General features: G+C 70.1%; 20 protein-coding genes and 1 pseudogene. 11 read left to right on the top strand and 10 right to left on the bottom strand.

Annotation, left to right across the window (positions count from 1 at the left end; all coding sequences use genetic code 11):
- Positions 1-46: 46 nt before the first annotated feature.
- A complete protein-coding gene (locus ABZ453_RS06110; protein ID WP_359012002.1) occupies positions 47-1213 on the bottom strand; it encodes a winged helix DNA-binding domain-containing protein in 1167 nt (388 codons plus the stop codon).
- A 692-nt stretch (positions 1214-1905) separates the two neighbouring features.
- Between ABZ453_RS06110 and ABZ453_RS06105 the strand changes: the two genes are divergently transcribed.
- The 7 genes from ABZ453_RS06105 (at position 1906) to ABZ453_RS06075 (ending at position 9058) form a co-directional block, all read left to right on the top strand.
- The gene (locus ABZ453_RS06105) at positions 1906-2679 is read left to right on the top strand and encodes an isoprenyl transferase (RefSeq protein WP_359012000.1); all 774 of its coding nucleotides are present in this window, start codon (positions 1906-1908) and stop codon (positions 2677-2679) included.
- A 316-nt stretch (positions 2680-2995) separates the two neighbouring features.
- Positions 2996-4321: a PhoH family protein gene (locus tag ABZ453_RS06100; protein WP_359011998.1), complete on the top strand. Its 1326-nt coding sequence runs from the start codon at positions 2996-2998 to the stop codon at positions 4319-4321.
- A gap of 402 nt (positions 4322-4723) precedes the next feature.
- A complete protein-coding gene (locus ABZ453_RS06095; RefSeq protein WP_359011996.1) occupies positions 4724-5407 on the top strand; it encodes a transglycosylase SLT domain-containing protein in 684 nt (227 codons plus the stop codon).
- Between the two features lie 148 nt (positions 5408-5555).
- Positions 5556-6986, top strand: coding sequence for an AI-2E family transporter (locus ABZ453_RS06090; protein ID WP_359011994.1), 1431 nt, complete (start codon positions 5556-5558; stop codon positions 6984-6986).
- 394 nt (positions 6987-7380) lie between these two features.
- Positions 7381-8205 (top strand): MarR family transcriptional regulator, encoded by an 825-nt coding sequence (locus ABZ453_RS06085; RefSeq protein ID WP_359011992.1) that lies wholly within the window; start codon positions 7381-7383, stop codon positions 8203-8205.
- Between the two features lie 33 nt (positions 8206-8238).
- Positions 8239-8625, top strand: a complete 387-nt coding sequence (locus ABZ453_RS06080; protein ID WP_207929805.1) for a roadblock/LC7 domain-containing protein — start codon at positions 8239-8241, stop codon at positions 8623-8625.
- A gap of 4 nt (positions 8626-8629) precedes the next feature.
- A complete protein-coding gene (locus ABZ453_RS06075; protein WP_356762188.1) occupies positions 8630-9058 on the top strand; it encodes a hypothetical protein in 429 nt (142 codons plus the stop codon).
- A gap of 54 nt (positions 9059-9112) precedes the next feature.
- Here ABZ453_RS06075 and ABZ453_RS06070 read toward each other — a convergent pair whose 3' ends face one another.
- From ABZ453_RS06070 to ABZ453_RS06050, 5 genes and pseudogenes are all read right to left on the bottom strand, one after another.
- Positions 9113-11434, bottom strand: coding sequence for an ABC transporter permease (locus tag ABZ453_RS06070; protein ID WP_359011990.1), 2322 nt, complete (start codon positions 11432-11434; stop codon positions 9113-9115).
- On the bottom strand, positions 11431-12117 hold the full coding sequence (locus ABZ453_RS06065) for an ABC transporter ATP-binding protein (protein WP_356762186.1): 687 nt from the start codon (positions 12115-12117) through the stop codon (positions 11431-11433). Before ABZ453_RS06065 ends, ABZ453_RS06070 begins: the two co-directional genes overlap by 4 nt.
- On the bottom strand, positions 12114-12638 hold the full coding sequence (locus ABZ453_RS06060) for a PadR family transcriptional regulator (protein WP_359011987.1): 525 nt from the start codon (positions 12636-12638) through the stop codon (positions 12114-12116). Before ABZ453_RS06060 ends, ABZ453_RS06065 begins: the two co-directional genes overlap by 4 nt.
- A gap of 105 nt (positions 12639-12743) precedes the next feature.
- Entirely contained in the window at positions 12744-12983 is a 240-nt protein-coding gene (locus ABZ453_RS06055; RefSeq protein ID WP_359011985.1) for a hypothetical protein, read from the bottom strand.
- Positions 12980-13751, bottom strand: a pseudogene (locus ABZ453_RS06050) (SPFH domain-containing protein); the annotation flags it as partial. The gene ABZ453_RS06055 and the pseudogene ABZ453_RS06050, both read right to left, overlap by 4 nt.
- Positions 13752-14036: 285 nt before the next feature.
- Between ABZ453_RS06050 and ABZ453_RS06045 the strand changes: the two are divergent.
- The gene (locus ABZ453_RS06045; protein WP_359012197.1) at positions 14037-16436 is read left to right on the top strand and encodes a transglycosylase domain-containing protein; all 2400 of its coding nucleotides are present in this window, start codon (positions 14037-14039) and stop codon (positions 16434-16436) included.
- Between the two features lie 176 nt (positions 16437-16612).
- Entirely contained in the window at positions 16613-17113 is a 501-nt protein-coding gene (locus tag ABZ453_RS06040; protein ID WP_359011983.1) for a DUF2690 domain-containing protein, read from the top strand.
- A 240-nt stretch (positions 17114-17353) separates the two neighbouring features.
- On the opposite strand, the gene ABZ453_RS06035 is transcribed toward ABZ453_RS06040, so the two are convergent.
- The 3 genes from ABZ453_RS06035 to ABZ453_RS06025 form a co-directional block, all read right to left on the bottom strand.
- Complete coding sequence (locus tag ABZ453_RS06035) at positions 17354-19438, bottom strand: SpoIIE family protein phosphatase (protein ID WP_359011981.1); 2085 nt, start codon at positions 19436-19438, stop codon at positions 17354-17356.
- Between the two features lie 353 nt (positions 19439-19791).
- The gene (locus tag ABZ453_RS06030) at positions 19792-20484 is read right to left on the bottom strand and encodes a DUF402 domain-containing protein (protein ID WP_359011979.1); all 693 of its coding nucleotides are present in this window, start codon (positions 20482-20484) and stop codon (positions 19792-19794) included.
- A 72-nt stretch (positions 20485-20556) separates the two neighbouring features.
- Positions 20557-21942 (bottom strand): class II fumarate hydratase, encoded by a 1386-nt coding sequence (locus tag ABZ453_RS06025; RefSeq protein ID WP_359011977.1) that lies wholly within the window; start codon positions 21940-21942, stop codon positions 20557-20559.
- Positions 21943-22080: 138 nt separating this feature from the next.
- Between ABZ453_RS06025 and ABZ453_RS06020 the strand changes: the two genes are divergently transcribed.
- Together ABZ453_RS06020 and ABZ453_RS06015 are read left to right on the top strand one after the other, a co-directional pair.
- Positions 22081-22590 carry a SigE family RNA polymerase sigma factor gene (locus ABZ453_RS06020; protein WP_359011975.1) on the top strand — a complete coding sequence of 170 codons (510 nt, stop codon included), beginning with the start codon at positions 22081-22083 and terminating at the stop codon, positions 22588-22590.
- Complete coding sequence (locus tag ABZ453_RS06015; RefSeq protein WP_359011973.1) at positions 22587-23090, top strand: hypothetical protein; 504 nt, start codon at positions 22587-22589, stop codon at positions 23088-23090. Before ABZ453_RS06020 ends, ABZ453_RS06015 begins: the two co-directional genes overlap by 4 nt.
- Positions 23091-23141: 51 nt before the next feature.
- Here the strand turns inward: ABZ453_RS06015 and ABZ453_RS06010 are convergent, their stop codons facing one another.
- Positions 23142-24833: a fumarate hydratase gene (locus ABZ453_RS06010; protein ID WP_359011971.1), complete on the bottom strand. Its 1692-nt coding sequence runs from the start codon at positions 24831-24833 to the stop codon at positions 23142-23144.
- Positions 24834-24946 lie beyond the last annotated feature (113 nt).

The raw sequence follows: 24946 nt of genomic DNA, 5'->3' as shown, positions 1-24946 counted from the left end.
AGGGCAACGGGCAGCAACACCTACGCGTGCGGCCCTACAGCAACACCTACGCGTGCGGCCCCACCCCCACCTCCCCCACCACCAACTCCACCGCCGTCCCCAGCACTTCACCCACCCGGTCCACCCGCTCACCCAACTCCCGCTGCTGCCGCCCCGTCAGCCGCCCGATCGGCTCCACCGTCACCGTCGTACGGCGGCCCCGGCGCCGCTGGTGCCAGACGCCCGCCACCACCCCGTCGACCAGCAGCAGGGGGTAGTTGCCGGCCTGCCCGCCCGCCAGCGCCCTCCGGTAGGCGTCCCCCGGGAACAGTGACTCCCGGGGTTGCGCGGCGATGCCGTACGCGTCGAAGTAGGGCAGCAGCCGGACCCCGCGCACCCGCTCCTCGGGGAAGTCCGTGTCGCCTGCCGCGATCCACCAGTCCCCGGCGCCGTCGAAGACGACCTCCTCGATCGCGCCGGCCTCGGCGAGTCTGGCGAACAGTTCTGCGGCCCACCCCGGCTTCGCCGCCAGCCACTTGGCGAAGGTTCGCGGGGTCGCGGGGCCGTATGCGCGCAGGTAGCGCCGTACCAGCTCACCCAGCGCCTCGTCCGCCGGGAGCGGGGTGAAGCGGGGCGGGCGGGTGAAGGTCGCCCTGCGGCCACGGCCGCGGCCACTGTCGGGGGCGAAGCACAGCGCGCCGGACTGGCCCGCCCGGTACATCACCTGGCGCCAGCGCGGCCAGAGGTCCTGGAAGGCGGGCATGACCAGGTCGCCGGCCCAGGAGCCGGTGCGGGCGACGACCTGCTCGCCCAGTTCGTCCAGGGTCAGACAGGTCCCGTCGAGCGCGTCCGCGATCGCGGCGAGGATCCGCTCCGCCTGTTCCTCGCTCACCCGCACGTCCGGCGCGGGTTGACTCGCCGCCGAGCGCACGGCGGGCAACGCCGAGCTCCACAGGGGGAGTTCGGCGGCCGGCAGCAGATGGACGGTGCCGCGCGGGCCGTACGTCTTCACGAGCGCGCGCTCCTCCCACAGCGCGCCGCGCACCCCGTCCCGTGTCACCCCCGTCGCCCTTACCCCCACCGACAGCTCGGCGGCGGACAGCACCTGCGCATGCGCGCCGAGCATCGCGGCGACGATGTCGGGGACCGGAGTGTCCCGCTCGGCGGGGTTGGCCAGGAACTGCCGCTGCAGCCGTCGTGCACTCGCCTCGTTCCAGCTGATCCTCAGGGTCATGGGGCGACCGTACGGGCGGATGAGGACGGTTTCTGTCCTAGACCTGCCATGAGCCCCGAGATCCCTCCTGGATCGCGGTTTCCGCATCGTTATGGCCGCGAGTGGCATTCAGCCCCACGCGTCACGTAAGTTCAGACCAAGGTAATTCGCGTGAGCAAAGCTGCGCGGGCGGCACCGCGCAGTGGAGGGGGCTGCGCGGTGCCGTTTTCCCGGTGACGCGACCCGCTCCGGCGTCAAGCGGACGTTCGCGGCCCGGGTCACCCACCCGGGCGATGCCGACACCGTTCAGCCAAACGCCGCACACCCTTCCGCTTTCCTTCACACCCCCGCGTTTTCCCTGGGAAACCGCAGTGATCCGGCCATGAAACCCCTCCGGAACCCCCTCGTGACGACCACCCGGGCGTCGCCGTTCGATTCCGGAGAGTAGTTGTGGCACGCCGATGCACGCAGCAGCACTTACGAAGGGTTATGGTGGAAACCCCCCCTCGGGCCGGTCCGTCTCCCCCCCACGGACCGGCCCGTTTTTTGTGCCCGCACCCACCCGGTTTCCGTGCACACACGGGGTACTCCCCAAGGGGGGCTCCCGCCGTCGGCGCCAAAAGCCCGCCGAGCCCTCAAATAGGCGCCTGCTACAACCACCGGTAGGCTGCGGGCCGCGGGGACCGCATCGGTACGGAGGGGCTGACGATCACGTGAACCTGCGCGACAAGCTGCGCGGCCTGTTGGTCAGGCTGTACGCACGCCGGGTGGAAGGCCACCTGGACCACGCTCAGGTGCCCAAGCACATCGGCGTCATCATGGACGGCAACCGCCGCTGGGCGAAGGCGGCCGGCTCCACGACCGTGCACGGTCACCGCGCCGGCGCGGAGAAGATCGAGGAGTTCCTCGGCTGGTGCACGGAGACGGACGTCGAGGTCGTCACCCTCTGGCTGCTGTCGACGGACAACTTCGACCGTCCGCAGGAGGAGCTCGGCCCGCTGCTCGGGATCATCGAGGACGTCGTACGGACGCTCGCGACGGACGGCCGCTGGCGGGTACACCACGTCGGCACCCTCGACCTGCTGCCGCCCCGGATGCAGACCACCCTGAAGGAGGCCGAGGAGGCCACCGCCGGTGTCGACGGGATACTCGTCAACGTCGCCATCGGCTACGGCGGCCGCCAGGAGATCGCCGACGCGGTGCGCGCCATGCTGCTGGACGCCCACGACAAGGGCACCGCGATGGACGACCTGGCCGAGGCCGTCGACGTCGACATGATCGGCCGCCACCTCTACACCGGCGCCCAGCCCGATCCCGACCTGGTCATCCGCACCAGCGGCGAGCAGCGACTGTCCGGTTTCATGCTGTGGCAGACCGCTCACTCGGAGTACTACTTCTGTGAGGTCTTCTGGCCGGCCTTCCGCAAGGTCGACTTCCTGCGCGCCCTGCGTGACTACGCGGCGCGACACAGGCGTTACGGCGGCTGACGTACGAGTCGGGGCGTCTACCCCTTTTGGGGTGGAAGTAACAATGAGTTCACCGGAGCGCCGTCATTCGTGTCGGCATGGTGACGCATGTTCGAGGGCATAAGCCAGTCAGGTCGACACCCGAACCACGGGTGTCGGATCTCAGCGGGCGGCACGGGGCCGTCCGCCCGGGAGGCCCTTTGCACCAGCCCGACCGTGCGGTTCCAGCGCGGAAGACAAGGCGGAGGGCCGGTTCTCGGCCCGTGCATCGCGGCCGTCGACCGGTCCAGCTCCACTCCGTCGCTCCCCGACCTCATCCGAGGGGGTACGTCCTTCCGTGGTGACCAGCACAAAGCGCCACAAGCCAGACCGGCGCACCTATGTTCTCGACACCAGCGTCCTGCTGGCCGACCCGAACGCCCTGAGCCGCTTCGACGAGCACGAGGTCGTGCTCCCCATCGTCGTGGTCACGGAGCTGGAGGCGAAGCGGCACCATCCCGAGCTCGGTTACTTCGCCCGGCAGGCCCTGCGTCTGCTCGACGAGTTCCGGGTGAAGTTCGGCCGCCTCGACGCCCCCATCCCGATCGGGGAGCTGGGCGGGACCGTCCGTGTCGAGCTCAACCACTCGGACCCCAGCGTTCTGCCGACCGGCTACCGCCTGGGGGACAACGACTCCCGCATTCTCGCGGTCGCCCGCAATCTGCAGGCCGAGGGTTTCGACGTCACCGTCGTGTCGAAGGACCTGCCGCTGCGGATCAAGGCGTCGTCCGTAGGCCTCCTCGCCGAGGAGTACCGCGCGGAACTCGCCATCACGGACTCCTCCGGCTGGACCGGGATGTCCGAGCTGACCCTGCCCGCCGAGCAGGTGGACATCCTCTTCGAGGAGGGGCACGTCCATGTCCCCGAGGTGTCCGACCTGCCCGTGCATACCGGCCTGACCATCCACTCCGAGCGCGGCAAGGCGCTCGGCCGGGTCACGGCGGAGGGCAACGTCCGCCTGGTGCGTGGCGACCGGGAGGCGTTCGGCATCAAGGGCCGCAGCGCCGAGCAGCGGATCGCGCTCGACCTTCTGCTCGACCCGGACGTCGGGATCGTCTCGATGGGCGGCCGGGCCGGCACGGGCAAGTCGGCGCTCGCGCTGTGCGCGGGGCTGGAGGCGGTCCTGGAGCGCCGCCAGCACCAGAAGGTGATGGTCTTCCGTCCGCTGTACGCGGTGGGCGGGCAGGAGCTGGGCTATCTGCCGGGCTCCGAGGCCGAGAAGATGAGCCCCTGGGCGCAGGCGGTCTTCGACACGCTGTCCGCGGTCACCAGCCGCGAGGTCATCGAGGAGGTCACCGCGCGCGGGATGCTCGAGGTCCTGCCGCTCACCCACATCCGCGGCCGTTCACTGCACGACGCGTTCGTGATCGTGGACGAGGCGCAGTCGCTGGAACGGAACGTCCTGCTGACCGTTCTCTCCCGGATCGGCGCCAATTCACGGGTGGTACTCACCCATGACGTGGCACAGCGGGACAATCTTCGCGTAGGCCGCTACGACGGTGTCGTCGCCGTCGTGGAGAAGCTGAAGGGGCACCCGCTCTTCGCCCATGTCACCCTGACGAGGTCCGAGAGGTCCCAGATCGCCGCTCTCGTGACCGAAATGCTGGAAGACGGGCAAATCTGACCGATAGCGCACCAGTTGGCGCCGTCCCGCAAAGGCTGTGAGCCTAGTGGGGCGGCGCTTTCATGTGTGGCGGTTTCGCGAAATCCCCAGGGCCAAACCGGATGTGAGCTTTCACACGCAACTCGGAATTGCCACCCGGCGTCCGCGTACGGCAGAGTCTCACTCCTGTCAGGCCCCGCATACGACACAGCTGTACCCCCAGCGGTACGGCGCCACAGAAGCACCACCCGTCAACTCCATACCGGTCGTCGTATGCCGCCCGAGCACCACGCGGCGCTCCCCGCACGGGAGTTGCCCACCGGGCCCGTGCCTCCCGTGACCCCGCAGTTGGGAGGCCAGCGTCTAGGGGCACGATTGCGTCCGCCAGGGTCACCGAAGCGGGCGATGCTGGAAGGAAACCGTGTGAGCCGGATTTCGGTCCGGGGATTCGCAGTGGCCTCGGCCACCGCGGTCACCGCCGTCGGAAGTGTCGTGGGCGTTGCCTCGGGCAGCGTCGCGCAGAACAACGACGCCGAGGCGACGGCAGCCGACACCACGCTGCTCGCGGACATACCCGCGGGCCAGCAGGCCCAGGTGCAGACCGCGTCCCTGACGCAGCAGGCCGACGCCCAGGCCATCCAGGCGGACGCGAGCGCCAAGAAGGACGCCGAGGCGGCCGCCCGCAAGGCCGCCGCCGACACCGCCGTGGCCAAGAAGGCCGCCGCCGAGAAGGCGGCGAAGGAGGCCAAGGAGCGCGCCCAGGCCAAGTCCGCGGCGAGCCGCAGCAGCGCCGACTTCCCGGTCCAGAGCTCGTACAGCATCGCCGAGATCCAGTCGATGGCCCGTCAGATGGTGCCGGCCGGCCAGTTCCAGTGCTTCAGCTACATCGTGGACCACGAGTCCAGCTGGAACTACCACGCGGTCAACGCCTCCTCCGGCGCCTACGGTCTCTTCCAGGCCCTGCCCGCCTCGAAGTACTCCTCGGCGGGCTCCGACTGGCAGACCAACCCGGCCACGCAGATCAAGTGGGGCCTGAACTACATGAACAGCCGCTACGGCAGTCCGTGCGCGGCGCAGTCCTTCTGGGCGGCCAACCACTGGTACTGAGCCGTCGGGGTCCCGCGCCCCGCTCTCAACCTTCGACAGCCCCTCCCCGTCCTAGGGGGAGGGGCTGTCGCCCTGTACGGTCGGACGCGAATGACTCCAGGGGGGAGTGGTGGCCAGCACCCGGGTACGCGGGGGAAGAGGACGGATCATGTCGCGAGTGCCAGGGTGGCTCGGTCGGCTCGGCGCCGGTCTCACCGAGGTGAGCGAGCGGCTGGACGAGCGCCGCGCCGAGGTGGAGCGGGAGGAGGCCGAGATCGGCCCCCCGCCCCGCAGGTCGGACCGGGCCGCCCGCACCGAGAAACAGCCCGCGCGCTCCGGCGACCGGAACGATCACGTCGACCACGTCGATCACGTCATCGAGGTCCACCAGGCCCCCGCCCGCCCCGACCCCGCCCAGGCCGTGCCCTGGGGTGTCCGGGTGGCCGCCGAGGCCGGCTGGCGGCTGCTGGTGCTCGCGGGCACCGTCTGGGTGCTGATGCGGGTCATCAGCGCCGTACAGCTCGTCGTCTTCGCGTTCGTCATCGCGCTGCTCATCACGGCGCTGCTGCAGCCGACGGTGGCCCGCCTGAAGCGGCACGGCGTCCCGCGCGGGCCCGCCACCGCCCTCACCGCGATCTTCGGCTTCGTCATCCTGGGACTGCTGGGCTGGTTCGTGACCTGGCAGGTCATGGAGAACATCGACAACCTCTCCGACCAGATCCAGAACGGCATCGACGATCTGCGCAACTGGTTGCTGAAGAGCCCCTTCCACGTCACCGACAAGCAGATCAACCAGATCGCCAAGAACCTGCGGGAGGCGGTCGGCGCCAACAGCGACCAGATCACCTCCTTCGGGCTCGAGGGCGTCCAGGTCGTCGTAGAGGCGCTCACCGGAATCCTGCTGACGTTCTTCTCGACGCTGTTCCTGCTCTACGACGGCCGGCGCATCTGGGAGTGGTCACTGAAGCTGGTCCCCGCGGCGGCCCGGCCCGCCGTGGCCGGCGCCGGCCCGCGCGCCTGGCGGACGCTGACCGCCTACGTCCGCGGCACGGTCCTGGTGGCCCTCATCGACGCCATCTTCATCGGCATCGGCATCTACTTCCTCGACGTCCCCATGGCCGTGCCGCTGGCCGTGTTCATCTTCCTGTTCTCCTTCATCCCGCTCGTCGGCGCGGTGGCCTCCGGCGCGCTCGCGGTGGTCGTCGCGCTGGTCACGCAGGGCGTGTTCACCGCGGTGATGACGCTGGTCGTGGTCCTCGCCGTCCAGCAGATCGAGGGCCACATCCTGCAGCCCTTCATCCTCGGCCGCGCGGTCCGCGTCCACCCCCTCGCGGTGGTCCTGACGGTCGCCGCGGGCGGCATGGTGGCGGGCATCGGTGGCGCGGTGGTCGCCGTACCGCTGGTGGCGGTGACGAACACGGTGGTGGGGTACCTGCGGGCGTACGACGCGGAGCGCCAGGCGGCCGCCGGTACTGACGCCGGTGAACCCGCCGATGCCGGGCCGGTGATCGAGGACGCGGCGGTTCGGACCGAGGGGGAGTTCGTGGGGGCGGCCCCGGGTGCCGCCGACGACACAGGGGAGCCCGCCCGGGAGGAGTGAGCGGGGAGTGAGCGGGGCCGCGCCCGTCCGGGACGGACGAGGTGCCGTCCTGCGCCAAGAACCCCTGTGCGCCGCTGCTCCCGCCGTCCCGCGCCAGTCCCCCGCGTCGCCGTTCCCGTCGGGCCCCGACCGGGTGCCGGCCAACCCGTCCGCCGACACCGGAGAGGTCGTTCGGCCCGCTTCTGGGGCGCCGTGACCGGCGTTCGAAACACCCCCGACGTTCGATCAAATGCGCGCCGAACAAAGCTATTTGCGCGGCCCCCGGGCTCAACTTCCGCCATCCGGGGACAGGTCGGAAATCTCCGGCCGGAATATGCGCGCGGACTGATACACATTCCCCCCTCAGCGCTACGCGTCAGGCGTATGTGCGACCTGCGGCAGGGCGAGGGGCGTGATGTCGGGCTACGAGCTGCTGGCGCGGTCCCTGGCCGCATGCGGGCGGGAGGGGCTCACGGGGGAGCTGCGGGTGGCCGGGACACCGGGCGGGGTGTTCCATCTGCGGGGCGGTCTCGTCGTCTCCGTCGAGTCGCCGGGGGCACCCGGCGCTGAGGCGCTGCTGTTGCGCTCGGGGCGGGTGAGCGGGGAGCAGTGGGCCGCGCTGGTGCGGGAGGCCGGGGGAGCGCGCTGGCCGGGCACGGGGCTGATCGCGCACGGGTTCGCCGGGGCCGCCCAGCTCAGGGTGGTGTGCACGATGGCCCTGCGGGACGCCGCGTTCGCGATCGTCGCGGGCCGGGTGGAGGACTGCGAGCACGCCGCCCCCGGTTTCGAACCGCCCGCCCCGGTCGCGGTCGGCGAGCCGCCCTCCCGGCTGCTGCAGGACGCCTCCCGCAAGCTCGCCGCGCTCGCCGCTATGCCCCACCCCGTCCACCCGGACCGCGAACGCCCCCGGCCCGTCGGGGAGGTGGACGGCCCGTTCAGTGAGCTGCGGTGGGACCTGCTCACCCATGCCGATGGCCGCCGTACCTCCCGCGACCTCGCCTTCCGCGCGGGGCGCGGGGTCTACACCGTCACCGTCGAGGTGGCCCGCATGCTCGCCGAGGGGCTTTTGGAGTGGGCGCCGGCGCCCACCCCGATCCCGGTGCACACACCCCCCGAGGGCCTGCGGCACCGCACACCGCCGCCGCCGAGTCCGCCCCCGCCCGAGCAGCCCTCGCCCGTCGACCTGCCCCGCCGCCGCCCGGGCGGCTTCTTCCGCCTCAGGAACACCAGCCCCAGATGAACGAATGCCCAGCAGTAAAAGGGAGTTGATTACATGGATCACGAAGCCCTGGCGCACGAGATGCGCGGCCTGCGGGAGCAGGTGACCGGCATCACCGATACCGCGGTCGCGGCGTCCGACGGGCTGCTCATCGCCGCCGACACCGCCGACTCGATCGACCCGGAGGGACTCGCCGCGCTCGCCGCGGCCGGTCTCGGCCTCGCCCGGCGCACCGCCCAGGCGACCGCCCGCGGCACCCTGCGCCGGACGGTGACCTACGGCAGCCACGGCTGTGCCGCCTTCTACGCCGTCGGCGACACGGCCCTGATGGTCGTCCTCGGCGACGAGGGCCTGGACGTCGACCGGCTGCACCGGGCGACCCAGCCGGCGCTCGACCGGATCGGTTCGATCCTGATGAACAAGACGGCTGAAGGAGTCTGAAGGGATGGCGACGAAGCGTATGACCCCCGGTTTCTCCGACCAGGTGATGGGCCTGGTCAAATCACTGCGTACGGACGCGCCCGACTGTGTGGCCTCGGGTGTCGTCGACATGTCGACCGGCATGCTGCTGTCGTACGAGACGGTCGACAACCACCCACCGGAGGTCCTGGACCTGCTCGCGGGCGCCACCCTCGACCTGTTCCAGGGACGCACGGTGGTGATGATCGAGGACGTCTTCAAGGAACGCCGCGGGATGCCGAGCGAGAACCACTTCTTCCAGGAGATCCTCGTCAACAGCGAGAACCTCACCCACCTGTTCGTGCGGATGAACGAGCAGCAGGACGTCGTCGCGGTCGTCGTCTGCCGCAAGTCGGTCAACGTGGGGATGCTGTTCGCGCAGGTACGACGGGTGGTGCAGAGCTACAGCCTGTGAACGGGCCGGGCCCCTCCCCGTCGCAGGGGGAGGGGCCCGGCGGCCGGGAGGCGCCTACTCGGTGCGCAGGCCGTCCGGGCGCATCAGCCGCAGCAGCGGCGGCAGACTGAGCACGGTCACCGCGAGGACCACCGCGGCGCCGATGCCCGTCATGGACAGCACGCTCGCCCAGTCCACGGTCACGCTCTCGCCGGTCATCCGCAGCAGCACCGCGCCCAGGGTCAGCCCGACCACCGAGGCCAGTACCAGCCCCAGCGAGACGGGGATGGCCGTCTGCCAGAGCACCGACAGGCTCAGCGTGCGCCGCCGGGTGCCGAAGGCGACCAGCGACGACAGCAGCTTCTTGCGCTCCCGCAACTGCTCCAGCTGGGAGACCAGCAGACTCGCGCCGATCAGCATCAGGACGCAGGTCGCGCCGACGAACAGGCCGGTGCGGATGGAGCGGAACTGCAGATCCACCTTGCCGGCCGTCAGGGCGTACACATCGGCCAGCGGATCGAGCCGCGCGACGGTGTTGCGTGCGTACTCGCGGGCGTCCGGCACCGAGGAGTCCACCGCGATGAACACCTCCGGGCTCAGCTCGGCCACCGCGGCCCGGGGCAGTGCGGCCGACGTGAACAGCAGGCCGCCGCGCGCGTAACCGGTCGGGTCCTCGCGCATCCCGGCCGTCTTGATCCCGGCGGGCATCTTCACCGACACGTGACTGGCGTCGGAGTAGCCCTCGAACCAGAGGGTGGTGCCCGGCTTGGCGAACTTCCCGGCGTCGTCGTACTCGCGGCCGCCGATCCGGAAGACATCACCCTCGCGGCAGGACGTCAGCCGTGCCACCTCGCGCAGTTCGGCACAGCTGCCGACGGCCACCTCGGTCGAGTTCTGCGGGTCCTTCGCCCGGTCGCCCACCGAGCCCGTGGCCAGGGCCAGCGCGCTGCGCACGCCCTTGGTGTCGGCGAGCCGAGCGCGTAGACGCTCCGGCGCGACACCGCGCTGGAGGTCGATCTGGAGCTGCGCACGGCGCAGATCGTCGGAGGTCGACTTGACGTAGTCGTGCTGCACCCCCGAGAACAGCATCTGAAGCGCGATCGCCCCGGCCACCGCGACCGCGATGCCGTTGACCATGCGGGCGGCTGACCCGCTGCTCAACTGCAGTCTGCGGACGGCCAGTTGCCAGGACACGGACCCGGCGTCGAGCCGGTTCACCACGGCCTCCACGACCCACGGCAGCAGTGCGGTGACGCCGATCAGCAGCAGCACGGTGCCGCTGATCACCATCCACTCGTTGAAGTCCCCGTTGCGGTTGCCCTGTCCGACCATCGGGTACAGCAGGGCGAGTCCGCCCAGCGGCAGCAGCAGCCGCCACCACAGCCTCCTGCGCGGCGGCTTCGCCGTACGGACCACACCGAGCGGTTCGATGACGACTCCGCGCAGCGCGAACAGCGTCACCAGCACGGCCGCGGCCGGCACGGCGATGGCGACCAGCGCGACGAGCGCGGGCGAGGGGTTGAGGTCGCTCGGGAACACACTGATGTCCCGCACCACCAGCGACCCCGCCGCCTGCCGCCCGGCCAGGAAGAAGACACTGCCCAGCACGAGACCGAGCAGCGCCCCCGCGAGCGCCTCGCCTCCCGCGACCCGGCGCGCCATCCGCCCGTCCGCCCCGACCAGCCGCAGCGCCGCGAGCCTGCGGTCGCGCCGCTCGCCGCCGAAGCGTACGGCGGCCGCGATGAACACCCCGACCGGCAGCAGCAGCACCACGAAGATGATCATGATGAGCAGCAGCAGGATCGGGTCGAGCTGCTCCGGCTGACGGTGGGCCGAGGGACCGAAGTAGTCGATCCGCTCGACGGAGCCACTGGCGAGATGGTTCTCCAGCCCGGTCGCGCCCGCGTAGTAGGCGAGTTCGGCGGGCCCGATGATCCCGGAGTGTCCGATCGTCCCGACCACCCGGTAGGGCAGGCGGTCCCGCAGAAGCCTGCCGGAATCGGACTTCAGCAGCTTCTCCAGCGCGGGCGAGACGACCATCTCACCCTTCGCCGGGAACGTGGCGACTCCCGGCGGCAGCGGGGCCCGCGTCCCCTCCGGTTCCAGCAGCCGCCCCCGTACGTCCTTGCTGCGGAACGTCGTTTCGGCCTTGCCGATGATCAGCGTGTCGTCCGCCTTCGGGAGCACCTTCCCGCTGTACGTGAAGTCGTCCCGGTCGGTGCCCCGGTGGTTCCGCGCGGACAGCGCGCTCGGTATCGCCGTGGTCAGCAGCAGCAACGCGACACCGAGGCCGACGCCGACCGCCGTCAGCACGGCCCGCGTCCACCCCTCACGGCCGCCCGCGAAGGCGAACCGCACCCCCATGGCCAGATCCCCGGCCCACCCCCGCAGTGTCATACGACCCGCTCCATGTCCCGGGACTTGCCGTCCCGTACGACGATCTCGCGGTCCGAGTAGGCGGCCACCCGCGCCTCGTGCGTGACGAGCACGACGGCGGCGTTGGTGGACCGCGCGGCATCCGTCAGCAGGTCCATCACGCGCTCGCCGTTGAGCGAGTCGAGCGCGCCGGTCGGCTCGTCGGCGAACAGCACGCGCGGGCTGGTGACGAGCGCCCGGGCGACGGCGACCCGCTGCCCCTGACCGCCGGAGACCTCGCCGGGCCGCTTCTTGCGCAGGTCGTCGACCTCGAGGCGCTCCATCCAGGTCAGCGCGGTCCGCTCGGCCTCCTTGCGGGAGGTGCCGTTCAGCCTGAGCGGGAGGGCGACGTTCTCGACGCAGGTCAGTTCCGGCACCAACTGCCCGAACTGGAAGACGAACCCGAACTCCGAGCGCCGCAGCGCACTGCGCTCGGCGTCGCTCATGGTCGCCATCTCGCGCCCGTTGTAGATGATGGAGCCCGAGTCGGGCGGCACGATCCCGGCGAGGCAGTGCAGCAGCGTCGACTTGCCGGACCCGGAGGGGCCCATCACGGCGACGACCTCGCCCGGGTGGATGGAGAACTCGGCGCCGTCGAGGGCGACCGTCGGACCGTACGCCTTGTGCAGGTCGTCGGCGATCAGCAGGGAACCGGCGGGAGTCACTTGGCCACCACCTCGGCGAGCTTGTCGAGACGCGCCGCGGTGAGCTCCAGCCACCGCAGGTCGGCCTCGAGATGGAAGAGGGCGTGGTCGCAGATGAGCTGGTCGGCGAGGTCGCCCTTCCTCTTCCGATCCGTCAGGATGCGCATCATCCGCAGGTGCTCGGCACGCTGGGTGTCGAGGATGTCGGCCGCGTTGCGGTGCGTCAGCAGCGCGAGGACGACCTTGGTGTAGAGCGTGGACTGGAGGTACGGCTCGGGGGCCTCCGGCGTCGCGAGCCACCGCTCGACGTCGGTGACCCCGGCGTCGGTGATGGCGTACCGCTTGCGCTCGGGCCCGCCGCCCGCCTCGATGCCGTCGACCTCGACGAGGCCGTTCTTCAGCAGCCGGGACATCGTCGAGTAGACCTGGCCGTAGTGCAGCGGCCGGTCGTGACCGAACTTCTCGTCGAAGGCCCGCTTCAGGTCGTAACCGTGACGCGGCCCGGACTCAAGGAGCCCCAGAAGGGTGTGACCGATGGACATGGCGAGGACTGTACACGGCGTGTATACCCACTATGTATACGCACTCTGTGTAGATCATGGCGGGGTGTGCGGCCCCGCAGGTGAGGGCCGAATGTCACAAGTCCGTCACTGGGGTGGCGCGGGTGGCCGGCCCCTTCTGGGGAGGGGCCCCGCGTCCCCGGGAAGGCGCCCCGCCTCCTTCAGCGCCCTGCGCAGCAGGAACTCGATCTGGGCGTTGGCGGAGCGCAGCTCGTCGCCGGCCCAGCGGGCGAGCGCCTCGTAGACGGCCGGGTCCAGCCGCAGCAGCATCTGCTTGCGCTGCTGCGGCCGGCGCCCGGGCGTGGCGCTCTCGGCGGGTTCCGTCACTGGTAGACGGTCCCGCTGTTGAGTACGGGCTGCGGCGCGCGGTCCCCGCACAGCACCACCAGCAGGTTGGACACCATCGCCGCTTTGCGCTCCTCGTCCTGTTCCACGATGTCCTGCTCGGAGATCCGGGCGAGCGCCGCCTCGACCATCCCGACCGCCCCGTCCACGATCTGCCGCCGGGCCGCCACGACGGCTCCCGCCTGCTGCCGCTGGAGCATCGCCGAGGCGATCTCGGGAGCGTACGCGAGATGCGTGAACCGGGACTCGATGATCCGCACACCGGCCGCCTCCACGCGCGCGTGCAGTTCGAGGGCGAGCTTCTCGGTGATCTCCTCGGCGTTGCCGCGCGGCGACAGCCCGCCTTCCTCGTGCGCGTCGTAGGGGTACTCGATGGCGATGTGCCGTACGGCCGCCTCGGTCTGCGTGGCGACGAACTCCAGGTAGTTGTCGACCTCGAACGTCGCCTGCGCGGTGTCCCGCACCTTCCAGACCACCACGGCGGCCAGTTCGATCGGATTGCCGTAGGCGTCGGTCACCTTCAGCACCGCGGTTTCGTGGGTGCGTACACGGGTGGAAATCTTCGTGCGCGAAGGTGGGGGCACCTCCTGCTCGAGCGAAGCCCAGAGTGGGGGAGGGTTCACCCGCGCGGCCCGTCCTGCGGCCGCCGGCGAAGCCGGGATTCGCCGAGGCGGCCACGAACAGCGCGGCGGCGATCAGCAGCCCGACCAGCCCGAGCAGCAGGGCGAGCGCCCCGCCGATGCTGTGCGCCGTTCATGGACGATCCCCCGGTCTCGTACGTCTCTCACGATCCCATTGGCCGAATTCTTACCTAGCTCGATTCTATCTAAGTGATAACACTTTACCCCTCCAGAGCAACCCTGAACCGCTCTGATCCGTCGGTTCCTTTGGGACGGGTGCTGATTGTCACGCCCGCGAAAGGCCGGATCGACGGACCTTTGCCCTATCTCCTGGTGTTAGCTTTCTGAGCTGACCTGAGCGGCGAACCTGTGTGACTCGTGAGCACACATGACCGAAGCGGAGCGGATCGGACTCATGGGACGGGCGGAAGAGAGACGTGCGCGACAGCGCGGTGGCCGCCGCGCGGCGCCCCCTACGCGCTCGTCCGCACCGGCGGCGCCGGCGGGCGGCACGGACACGATGGAGCCCACCGTCATCGGCGGCCGGGCGGCGGCCCGCAAGGCGGCCAAGGGCCGGGGCAAGCCCAAGGGCAAGGGGAAGGGCAAGGACGACCGGAGCTTCATACGCCGGCTCTTCACCTGGAAGAAGATCGTCGGCACGATCTTCGCCCTCTGCCTGCTCGGCATGGGCGCCTTCGTCGCGCTGTACGTCATGACCCCCATACCGGCCGCGAACGCCGACGCCACGCTGCAGAGCAACGTGTACAAGTACAGCGACGGCTCGATCCTCACCCGCAGCGGCAAGCTCAACCGCGAGACCGTCGACCTCGCCGAGGTCCCCAAGGAGGTCCAGCACACCTTCGTCGCCGCCGAGAACAAGACCTTCTACAAGGACTCCGGCGTCGACCTGAGGGGCACGGCCCGAGGCCTGCTCAACACGCTCTCCGGCAAGGGCGCGCAGGGCGGTTCGACGATCACCCAGCAGTACGTCAAGAACTACTACCTGACCCAGAACCAGACCGTCACGCGCAAGCTGAAGGAACTGGTCATCTCGCTGAAGCTGGACCGCCAGAAGTCCAAGGACTACATCCTCGCCGGCTACATCAACACCAGCTACTACGGCCGGGGCGCCTACGGCATCCAGGCCGCGGCGCAGGCGTACTACCACAAGGACGCCCAGAAGCTGACGGTCCAGGAGGGCGCGTACCTCGCGGCGCTCCTCCAGGCGCCGAACCAGTACGACTGGGCGATCGCCACCGACACCGGCAAGAAGCTGGCGCAGGCGCGGTGGAACTACGTCCTGGACAACATGGTCAAGATGAACTGGCTGGACGCGAGCAAGCGCCAGGCCCTGAAGTTCCCGGTGCCGAAGGCGCCCAAGGCGGCGCCCGGCATGGAGGGGCAGACCGGTTACCTGGTGGACGCGGCCAACGCGGCGCTGGAGCGGCAGCTCGTGGCCGACGGCACCGCCTCCAACCTCAATGACGCCGAGGCGCTGGTCACCCAGGGCGGCTGGACCGTCACACTGAACATCGACAAGAAGAAGCAGAAGTCGCTGGAGCAGTCGGTCAAGCAGCAGCTGACCGGCAAGCTCGACGCGAAGAAGCGGAAGGTCGACGGCGTCGTCCAGGCCGGTGCCGTCTCGGTCGACCCCAAGACGGGCAAGGTCGTCGCCCTGTACGGTGGCGTCGACTACTTCAAGCACTACACGAACAACGCGACGCGCAGGGACTACCAGCCCGCCTCCACCTTCAAGCCGGTCATCCTGGCCGCCGCCCTCAACGAGGGCGCGAAGACCCAGGACGGCCGGGCCATCGACGCGAACACGATCTACGACGGCACGAGCGGCCGCCAGGTGGTCGACAACGGCACCAAGGTCGGCTTCGCCCCGCCCAACGAGGACAAGCAGAACTACGGGAAGATCACCGTCCAGAAGGCGATGAACGACTCCGTCAACTCGGTCTTCGCGCAGATGGGCGTCGACGTGGGCATGAACGAGGTGATGACCGTCGCCGGCAAGCTCGGCATGGACACCAAGGGCATGCAGGCGGTTCCCGCGCAGACGCTGGGCTCCATGGGCGCGAGCCCGATGGAGATGGCCGGCATCTACGCCACCCTCGACAACCACGGCAAGAAGGTCACCCCGACGATCATCAAGTCGGCCGAGCGCAAGAACCAGGCGGTCAGCTTCCCGAACCCGATCGGCGAGCAGGTCGTCACGCCCGAGGCCGCCGACACGGTGACCTCGGTGCTCACGGGCGTGGTCGACGACGGTACGGCGAAGACGTCGGTGGCCAGCAACCCGGAGCGCGACGGCCAGCAGGTGGCGGGCAAGACGGGTACGTCCGACAAGAACAAGTCGGCCTGGTTCACCGGCTACACGCCGGACCTGGTGACCTCCGTCGGCCTGTTCGGCGAGGATCCCAAGTCGCACGCCCAGGTCCCGATGACGGGCGCCACGGGCAATGTCCCCGGAAGCCCGAGCGGCCGTATCAACGGTGGCAGCTACCCGGCCCGGATCTGGGCCGCCTACACCTTCGGGGTGATGGGCGGCGTCAGCAAGTTCGAGCTGGACACCACCCAGGGCGCTGCGGTCCAGCCGTCGGACACTCCGTCGAGCACCCCGAGCAACACGCCGTCGAGTACGCCGAGCAACACGCCGTCGAGCACACCCAGCAGCACGCCGTCGAACTCTCCCAGCAACAAGCCGTCGAACTCTCCCAGCAACAGCCCGTCGAACTCTCCCAGCAACAGCCCGTCCAACTCCCCGTCGCCCCCGCTGGACAACCCGCTCAATCCGAACAACGGCCAGTAGACGGCCGAAGAGAGGGCGCCCGGTGAAATCCGGGCGCCCTTTGCTGTTCTGTCGATGAACGATGGACGATTTTCGGCCGAGGTTCGGTCGAGTTCGACGTCATTAATTCACTTGACCCGGTTGACGCGTATGGGTCAAGCTGCCTTTCCGGCAGCTCAGAAAGAACGGCAGCCGCCATGGGCAGCCCTGACCAGGCTGCGAAATTTCAAACCAGGGGGAAATGCGTCATGCGCAAAATTTCTACCAAGCTCGCGCTCATTTCCGTTGCCGCAACTGCTTTTGCGATGATTCCGCTGGCTGGTACTTCATACGCGGCGGGCTGTTCCGGTGCCGGTTGCGACAACAAGGGGCCGAAGGCGACCGGCTGTGACTCGCCTGCCACTACGGAGCGGTCCATCAACAACAACGGTCGGGTGGCGGAACTTCGCTGGTCCACCGACTGCGTTGCGGGGTGGGTGCGCATCAAGAACAATGCCGACCCGTCGGTTTACGACTCGACTGCCACGATCGAGAAGTACAACGGCGACGGCAAGCTCTTGAAGTCCCTCTCTGTGCGGACTCCGAACGAGGGCGGGACCGACTGGTCGAACATGCTCGGCGGAGGGACGTACTACTACCGGGTCTGCGTCCGCTTCGACAGCGACCTTTACCCGCTGCTGTGCAGCACGAAGTTCTAGCGCAATGTTGCTCGGCGGGCGTCACGTGACCAGTTGACGCCCGCCGATTCGTTCGCATTCGCCCTGAAGTCAACTCTGCCAAGCAGGGGTTTTTCCGTATGCCCTCACTTGAAGACGTCGATATCGGAACCCCCGATCGATCTCGGTGCCGCCTGCGCTGGAGGGACAACCGTTGCGGTGCGGGATCAGCCCCCAATGACACGGCGCCGGATGATCGACCCGACGAAAGGGAAGCGCACGTCAGCTTCGATTCAGCTCGAACCAGACGACCTTCCCCGTACTCAGCCGGGTCGCACCCCACCGCCGCGCCAGCCGGTTGACGAGGTACAGGCCGCGGCCGCCCTCGTCGGTGGCGCGGGCCTGGCGCAACCGCGGCAACTGGGGCACGTCGTCGCCCACTTCGCAGCGCAGCACGTCGGTCCGCAGCAGCCGTAGCGTGACCGGACGCGAGGCGTACCGCACCGCGTTCGTGACGACCTCGCTCACCAGCAGCTCGACCGAGTCGCTCAGGTCCTCCATGTCCCAGCGCGCCAGCGCCCGCCGGGCCAGGCGCCGGGCACGGCCGGGGGCCGCGTCCTCCGGCTCCAGGAACCAGTACGCGACGTCACTCGGCGCGATCCCGTCGAAGCGGGCCGCGAGCAAGGCGATGTCGTCGTCCCGGTCGCCCGGCCCGAGCATGTCCAGCACCTCGTCGCACAGCGCCTCCAGCGGCGGCGGATGGTCCGGCCCCGTCAACGCCGCGGTCGCGGCGAGCTTCTCGCGCAGCTGCTCTATGCCGGTCCACACGTCCCGCAGCCGGGACTCCACCAGCCCGTCGGTGTACAGCAGCAGCGTCGCCCCGGCCGGCGCGTCCAGCTCCACGGCCTCGAAGTCGACGCCGCCGACGCCGATCGGCGCGCCCGGCGGCACCCGCAGCACCTCGGCCCGCCCGCCCAGATGCAGCAGCACCGGCGGCGGATGGCCCGCGTTGGCGATGGTGATGCGGTGCGAGACGGGGTCGTAGACGGCGTACAGGCAGGTCGCCATGCGGTCCGTGCCGAGGCGCTGGGCCTGCTCGTCGAGGTGGTGCAGGACCTCCTGCGGGGGCAGGTCCAGTCCCGCGAGGGTCTGGGCCGTCGTCCGCAGCTGGCCCATGATCGCCGCCGACGTCATGGAGTGGCCCATGACGTCACCGACGACGAGCGCGACGCGGCTGCCCGGCAGGGGGATCGCGTCGTACCAGTCGCCGCCCACCCGTGCCGTCTCCGCGGCCGGCAGATAGCGCGACGCCAGCCGGACGCCCGTCGGGCGCGGGAGGGTCTCCGGGAGCATCGTGCGCTGCAGCTCGTCGGCGATGTACGCCTCACGGCCGTACAGCACCGCCTTGTCGATCCCCAGCGCGCTGTGCGTGGCCAGCTGGGCGGCGACCAGCAGGTCGTCCGGCTCGAAGGGGATGCGCTCCGGGCGACGCAGGAACAGCGCGGCGCCGATCACCCGGCGTCGGCCCCGCAGCGGGGCGAGGATCGCGCGCTGGCCGCCGGGCACGGCCAGTTCGCCGCCATCGCCGAGCAGTTCGGGCAGCGCGGCGTGGGCCCCGGGCGCGTCCGTGAAGACCGGCCGCACCCCGCGCAGCACCTCCGCGAGCGCGCTGCCGGGCCGCACCTCGCACAGTTCGGCGCCCAGCGTGTCCAGCTCCGACAGCTCGGCCGGCTCCGGCTGGAGCGCCGGTGAGAAGCCCTCGGTGTCCCGTTCGGTCGGGATGCGGTCGGTGCGCCGCAGCCGCAGCACCAGCGGGCCCGTGGGGCGCTCGTCGCCGACCGGCAGCGGATCGCGCAGGTAGACCAGGATCGCGTCGGAGAACGTCGGTACGGTCGCCCGGCACAGACCCATGACGATCTCGTCCAGGTCGATGCCCCGGGCGATCCGCCGGGTCGCGGCGCCCACGAACCTGAGCCGGTCCCCGTCCCGCCGCATGGGCGTGGGCCGCCCGGGCGGCAGCCCCTGTCCGGTACGGCGCTCGGAGCCGTCCTGCGGCCGGTCCGGTTCGGTGCCCGGCTGGGCCGGGATGGACTCCGGCACGGGCCGCGGGCGATGGGTGTCGGGTTCCACGGCCGCGGGCTGGGAGTGCTCGGGGCCGCTGATGTCGGAGGGCGAGGCCGGTTCCTTTCCCTTGCCGCACGGCGTGGCCGTACCCGGCGTCGACGGTGTCTCCCCGGTGCGTGCCTGTGCGGGTAAGGCAGCCGAGGGCGTGGCCACCGGTGCCTGGGTGTGCAGGAGCGCCCCGCGGGCGTCCGCGGGGTCGGCGCCCGGCTGCGGGCGCTCGAAGGAGATCGGATGCTCCGTCACGCGTGTCGAATCCGTCCGTCCGGGGCTGCGCGTCGTACGCGCGGTTGGTCCCGCCGAAATCCCGATACCCGGAATACATGCACCCGGAACGGAATTCCCGCGTGGTCAGAGGATGTTCCTGTGTCACCGGCGAACCGTTCACGGCCCGTTCCGGTGTTGCCCTCGTACCCCTCGCTCACGTCCTGCCGCCCCTCGGTGACGATCGGTCAAGCCCAGCGCATGCTCCGCCCGTTGCTACTGCGCGCCCACCCGTCACCCGACCACCGCCCCTCAACGACGGTGCTGCGCACCGACCCCTGACTACTTTGCGGAGGACGATCCTACGGTTGCGGACCGGGGGCGCATCAAGGGTCTCATGTGGACACGTGCGCGGGCGTACGGTCCCAGTCCTCCGGCAACGAAGGTACAGCCCAGGACGGATCCGGGCGCCAGTGCTGCCAGCCGTCGCTGTACGGCGGGCCCCAGGCGCGGATCACCTCCACCGCGGACAGACCCGCCCGGCGTACCTGTTCGGCCACGTGATCGTCCATCAGCCCGTCCTGGCGGGCCTGCGCGAACTCGTCCTCGTCGCGCCAGGCCCAACTGCGATCGGGATACACACAGATGTCCAGGAAGTGGTCCTCGGAGTCGACTCCGCCGGCCCAACGCTCCAGCGGTGTCTCAAGGTTGACGTACCAGTTCTTGAACCGCCAGCCGGGCTCCCAGAACAGCCACACCGACCAGGGCTCGCCGGGCCGGGCCAGCTTCAGCACACCCGTGCCGAACCAGCGGTCGAGCTGGACGGTCCGGGGTTTGGTGTACCGCGAGCGCAGCGGCTCCTGGTGCACCGGCGTGCCGTCGGCGAGCACTGGTTTCACGCACTCGGTGCCGGGCGCCAGCCACACGGCGAGCAGCTCGGCGTCGTCCCGGACGACGGTGACGGGACGCGCGATGTGGACGCGGTCGCCGGCGTTCTCCCGGTAGCGCCACAGGACCTGTGTCCCGGGGGCCCAGAAGCCCGTCGACCCGCCCGCCACGTCCGCACTCACCGCTCCACCGTCCGTCATGCACAGATATTAGGTGCCGCAGGCATACGACGCTGCGGCGCGCGTCACGGTTCTCGCCACGGCGACCATCGGTTACGGGCGCGTCATCCGCAGGACATCCAGCGCCTCGTCGAGCTGCTGTTCGGTCAGGTCGCCGCGCTCCACGTACCCGCTCTCCAGCACCACCTGACGGATGGTCTTCCGCTCCGCCAGCGCCTTCTTGGCGACCTTCGCGGCCTCCTCGTACCCGATGTACTTGTTCAGCGGCGTCACCACGGACGGCGACGACTCGGCGTACTCGCGGGCCCGCTCCCGGTTCGCGGTGATGCCGTCCACGGTGCGGTCGGCGAGCAGCCGGGAGACGTTGGCCAGCAGCCGGACCGACTCCAGGATGTTCTTCGCGATCACCGGCAGCATGACGTTCAGCTCGAAGTTGCCGGCCGCTCCCGCGGTGGCGACCGTGGCGTCGTTCCCGATGACCTGCGCGGCGACCATGAGGACCGCCTCCGGGATCACCGGGTTGACCTTGCCCGGCATGATCGAGGAACCGGGCTGGAGGTCGGGCAGCGCGATCTCGGCGAGCCCGGTGCGCGGGCCGGACGACATCCAGCGCAGATCGTTGGCGATCTTCGTCAGCCCGACCGCGATGGTCCTGAGCTGCCCGCTCGCCTCGACGATGCCGTCCCGCGCGCCCTGCGCCTCGAAGTGGTCGCGGGCCTCGGTCAGCGGCAGCCCGGTGACCCGGGCGACCTCCTCGATGACGGCCGCGGAGAATCCGGGCGGGGTGTTGATGCCGGTGCCGACGGCGGTGCCGCCCAGGGGCAGCTCGGCGAGCCGGGGGAGCGAGGCGCGCAGCCGCTCCACGCCGTACCGGATCTGGGCCGCGTACCCGCCGAACTCCTGACCGAGCGTCACGGGCGTGGCGTCCATCAGATGCGTCCGCCCCGACTTCACGACGTCCGCGAACTCCTCCGACTTGCGCTCCAGCGAGCCGGCCAGGTGCTCCAGGGCCGGGATCAGGTCCCGGGTGACGGCGGCGGTCGCGGCGATGTGGATGGAGGAGGGGAAGACGTCGTTGGACGACTGCGAGGCGTTGACGTGGTCGTTGGGGTGGACGTCCCGGCCCAGCCGCTCGCTCGCCAGCGTGGCGACGACCTCGTTGGTGTTCATGTTGGACGAGGTGCCCGAACCCGTCTGGAAGACGTCGATCGGGAAGTGCTCGTCCCAGTCGCCCCGGGCGACCTCCGCGGCCGCCTCCTGGATCGCCTCGGCGATGTCCTTGTCGAGCACCCCGAGCCGCGCGTTCACCTTCGCGGCGGCGCCCTTGATCCGGGCGAGCGCCTCGATGTGGGCGCGCTCGATGCGCTGGCCGGAGATGGGGAAGTTCTCGACGGCGCGCTGGGTCTGGGCCCGCCACTTGGCCTCGGCGGGGACGCGTACCTCACCCATGGAGTCGTGCTCGATCCGGTATTCGCTCATGTCCGCTACAGCGGTCGGGAGGGCGGGGATGTTCCGGCCCCTGAGCCACCCGGGTGCTGTGACCCACGTCTCACCACGGCCGTGCAGCAGACCGGGGGGCGTGCGCGTCGGGGACGGGTGACAGGAAGGGAGGAGCGTGTGGAGACGGACTTCGACGCCTTCGTCGCCGCTCGGTCGGCCGCGCTGTTCCGGGGTGCCCTGGTGCTCACGGGAAACCGTGACGCGGCCGAGGACCTGGTCCAGGAGACCCTGGAGCGGGCCTGCCGGAAGTGGCGCGCGATCTCGGCCAAGGACGCCCCCGACGCCTATGTGCGGCGGATCATGGTGAACCTGGCCAACGACCGCTGGCGCAGGTTCCGCAGGACCGTGCCGGACAGCGCCGACCGCGTGGCGCCGGGGGACGAGTACGGACAGGTCGACAGCCGGGACCAGTTGGTGCGCGCGCTGCAGCAACTGCCCATGCGGATGCGGACGGTCGTGGTGCTGCGGTACTTCCACGACCTCTCCGACGCCGAGATAGCGGTCGACCTAGACATCTCCCCGAGCACGGTGCGCTCGCAGCTGGCCCGGGGGATCGAGAAGCTGAGAAGCCAGTTCCCCGCACTCTCCGACCCTTCACCACGGCAGCCCCAGGGAGGAATCCGATGACGTCGCACGAGGCGCGGCCCTCCGGCTGCGCACCTTTCGAAGAGGAACTGGTGAACGCCATGAACCGTTACGCGAACTGCGCCGACGCGCCCGACTTCGACGCGCCCGGCATCGTCCGCCGCACCCGGCGCAGGCGGGCCGTCGGCATCGCCGCGGTCGCCACCGCGCTGATCGTCGCGGGCGGGGGCACGGCCCTGGCCTCGATGTCGGACGGCACCGGCCACCGGGCTCGGCCCGCGGTGAGCGGCACGGTCGCCAAGAACGACGCCGCCACGATGCTGTTCCAGTTCTCCGACGGCCAGACCCTCCCGATCGACTTCGCGGGCTGGTCCCTGGACGGCTTCAAGTCGTACGTGCTGAAGACGCAGACCAAGCTCGGCACCGTCACCGAACGCCCGGTCACGGGCTGCAAGCCGGGCTCGGTGCTGGCCATCAGCCCGCACACCCCCAAGACGGTCAAGGCGGGTGACACGGTCAACGTGGTCCTCTGCGCCAAGTGACCGAAGACGCCCGCCCCTGCCGCAATCAGGGGCGGGCGTCCGTCCGGGAGATCAGGCCAGCCCCGGTCCCCGCACCGGGATCGACGTGAACGTCGGCTGCGGGGCCGGGTCCTGGAAGAAGTCGTTGCCCTTGTCGTCCACCACGATGAACGCCGGGAAATCCTCGACCTCGATCTTCCAGACCGCCTCCATGCCGAGCTCCTCGTACTCGACGACCTCGACCTTCTTGATGCAGTCCTGGGCGAGGCGGGCGGCCGGGCCGCCGATGGAGCCGAGGTAGAAGCCGCCGTGGCTGCCGCAGGCGTCCGTGACCTGCTTGCTGCGGTTGCCCTTGGCGAGCATCACCTTGGAGCCGCCCGCGGCCTGGAACTGCTCGACGTAGGAGTCCATGCGGCCGGCGGTCGTCGGGCCGAAGGAACCGGAGGCGTAGCCCTCCGGGGTCTTCGCCGGGCCCGCGTAGTACACCGGGTGGTCCTTCAGGTACTGCGGCATCTCCTCGCCGGCGTCGAGGCGTTCCTTGATCTTGGCGTGCGCGATGTCACGGGCCACGACCAGCGGACCGGTGAGCGAGAGGCGGGTCTTCACCGGGTACTTGGTGAGTTCGGCGAGGATCGACTCCATCGGCTGGTTGAGGTCGATCTTCACGACGTCGGAGGACTCGTCGAGGTGCTCGTCGGTCGTCTCCGGCAGGAAGCGCGCCGGGTCCGTCTCCAGCTGCTCCAGGAAGACGCCCTCGGGCGTGATCTTGGCGAGTGCCTGGCGGTCGGCCGAGCAGGAGACGGCGATGGCGACCGGGCAGGACGCACCGTGCCGCGGCAGCCGGACGACCCGTACGTCGTGGCAGAAGTACTTGCCGCCGAACTGCGCGCCGATGCCGATCTTCTGCGTCAGCTCGAAGACCTTCTGCTCCAGCTCCTTGTCCCGGAAGCCGTGCCCGAGCTCGGAGCCCTCGGCCGGGATCTCGTCCAGGTAGTGCGCGGAGGCGTACTTGGCGGTCTTCAGCGCGTACTCGGCGGACGTACCGCCGACGACGATCGCCAGGTGGTACGGCGGACAGGCGGCCGTGCCCAGCGAACGGATCTTCTCCTCCAGGAACTTCATCATGGAGGCCTCGTTCAGGACGGCCTTGGTCTCCTGGTACAGGAACGACTTGTTGGCGGAGCCGCCGCCCTTCGCCATGAACAGGAACTTGTAGGCGCCGCCGTCGGTCGCGTACAGCTCGATCTGGGCCGGGAGGTTGGAGCCGGTGTTCTTCTCGTCCCACATGGTCAGCGGGGCCATCTGCGAGTAGCGCAGGTTCAGCCGGGTGTAGGCGTCGTAGATGCCCTGGCTCAGGGCCTCCTCGTCGCCGCCCCGCGTGAGGACGTTCTGCCCGCGCTTGCCCATGACGATCGCCGTGCCGGTGTCCTGGCACATCGGCAGCACGCCCGCGGCCGCGATGTTGGCGTTCTTCAGCAGGTCCAGCGCGACGAACTTGTCGTTGGCGGACGCCTCGGGGTCGTCGATGATGCGGCGGAGCTGGGCGAGGTGGGCGGGCCGCAGGTAGTGCTGGATGTCGTGGATGGCCTCCTCGGCGAGCTTGCGCAGCGCCTCCGGCTCCACCTTGAGGAACGTCCGCCCGTCGGCCTCGAAGGTGGAGACACCCTCGGAGGTCACCAGCCGGTAGGGGGTGGTGTCCTCTCCCATGGGCAGCAGATCGGTGTACGCGAACGCAGGGTTGGGCGGGGGGGAACTAGGCGGCATCGCGGGCCATTCCTCACTCGACAGACGACGACCCGCCGACGTTGGCGGGCCTCACCAGCCTAGAACCTGTCCAAGGCCGGAAGCCTGTGAGGTAGGGCTCAGTCGGGGGTGTC

Origin of the sequence: Streptomyces sp. NPDC005799 (assembly GCF_040630525.1) — a bacterium.
GTDB lineage: Bacteria > Actinomycetota > Actinomycetes > Streptomycetales > Streptomycetaceae > Streptomyces > Streptomyces griseorubiginosus_B.
The sequence above is the reverse complement of the archived record's forward strand: the minus strand, read 5'-3'. Positions and strand labels throughout refer to the sequence as shown.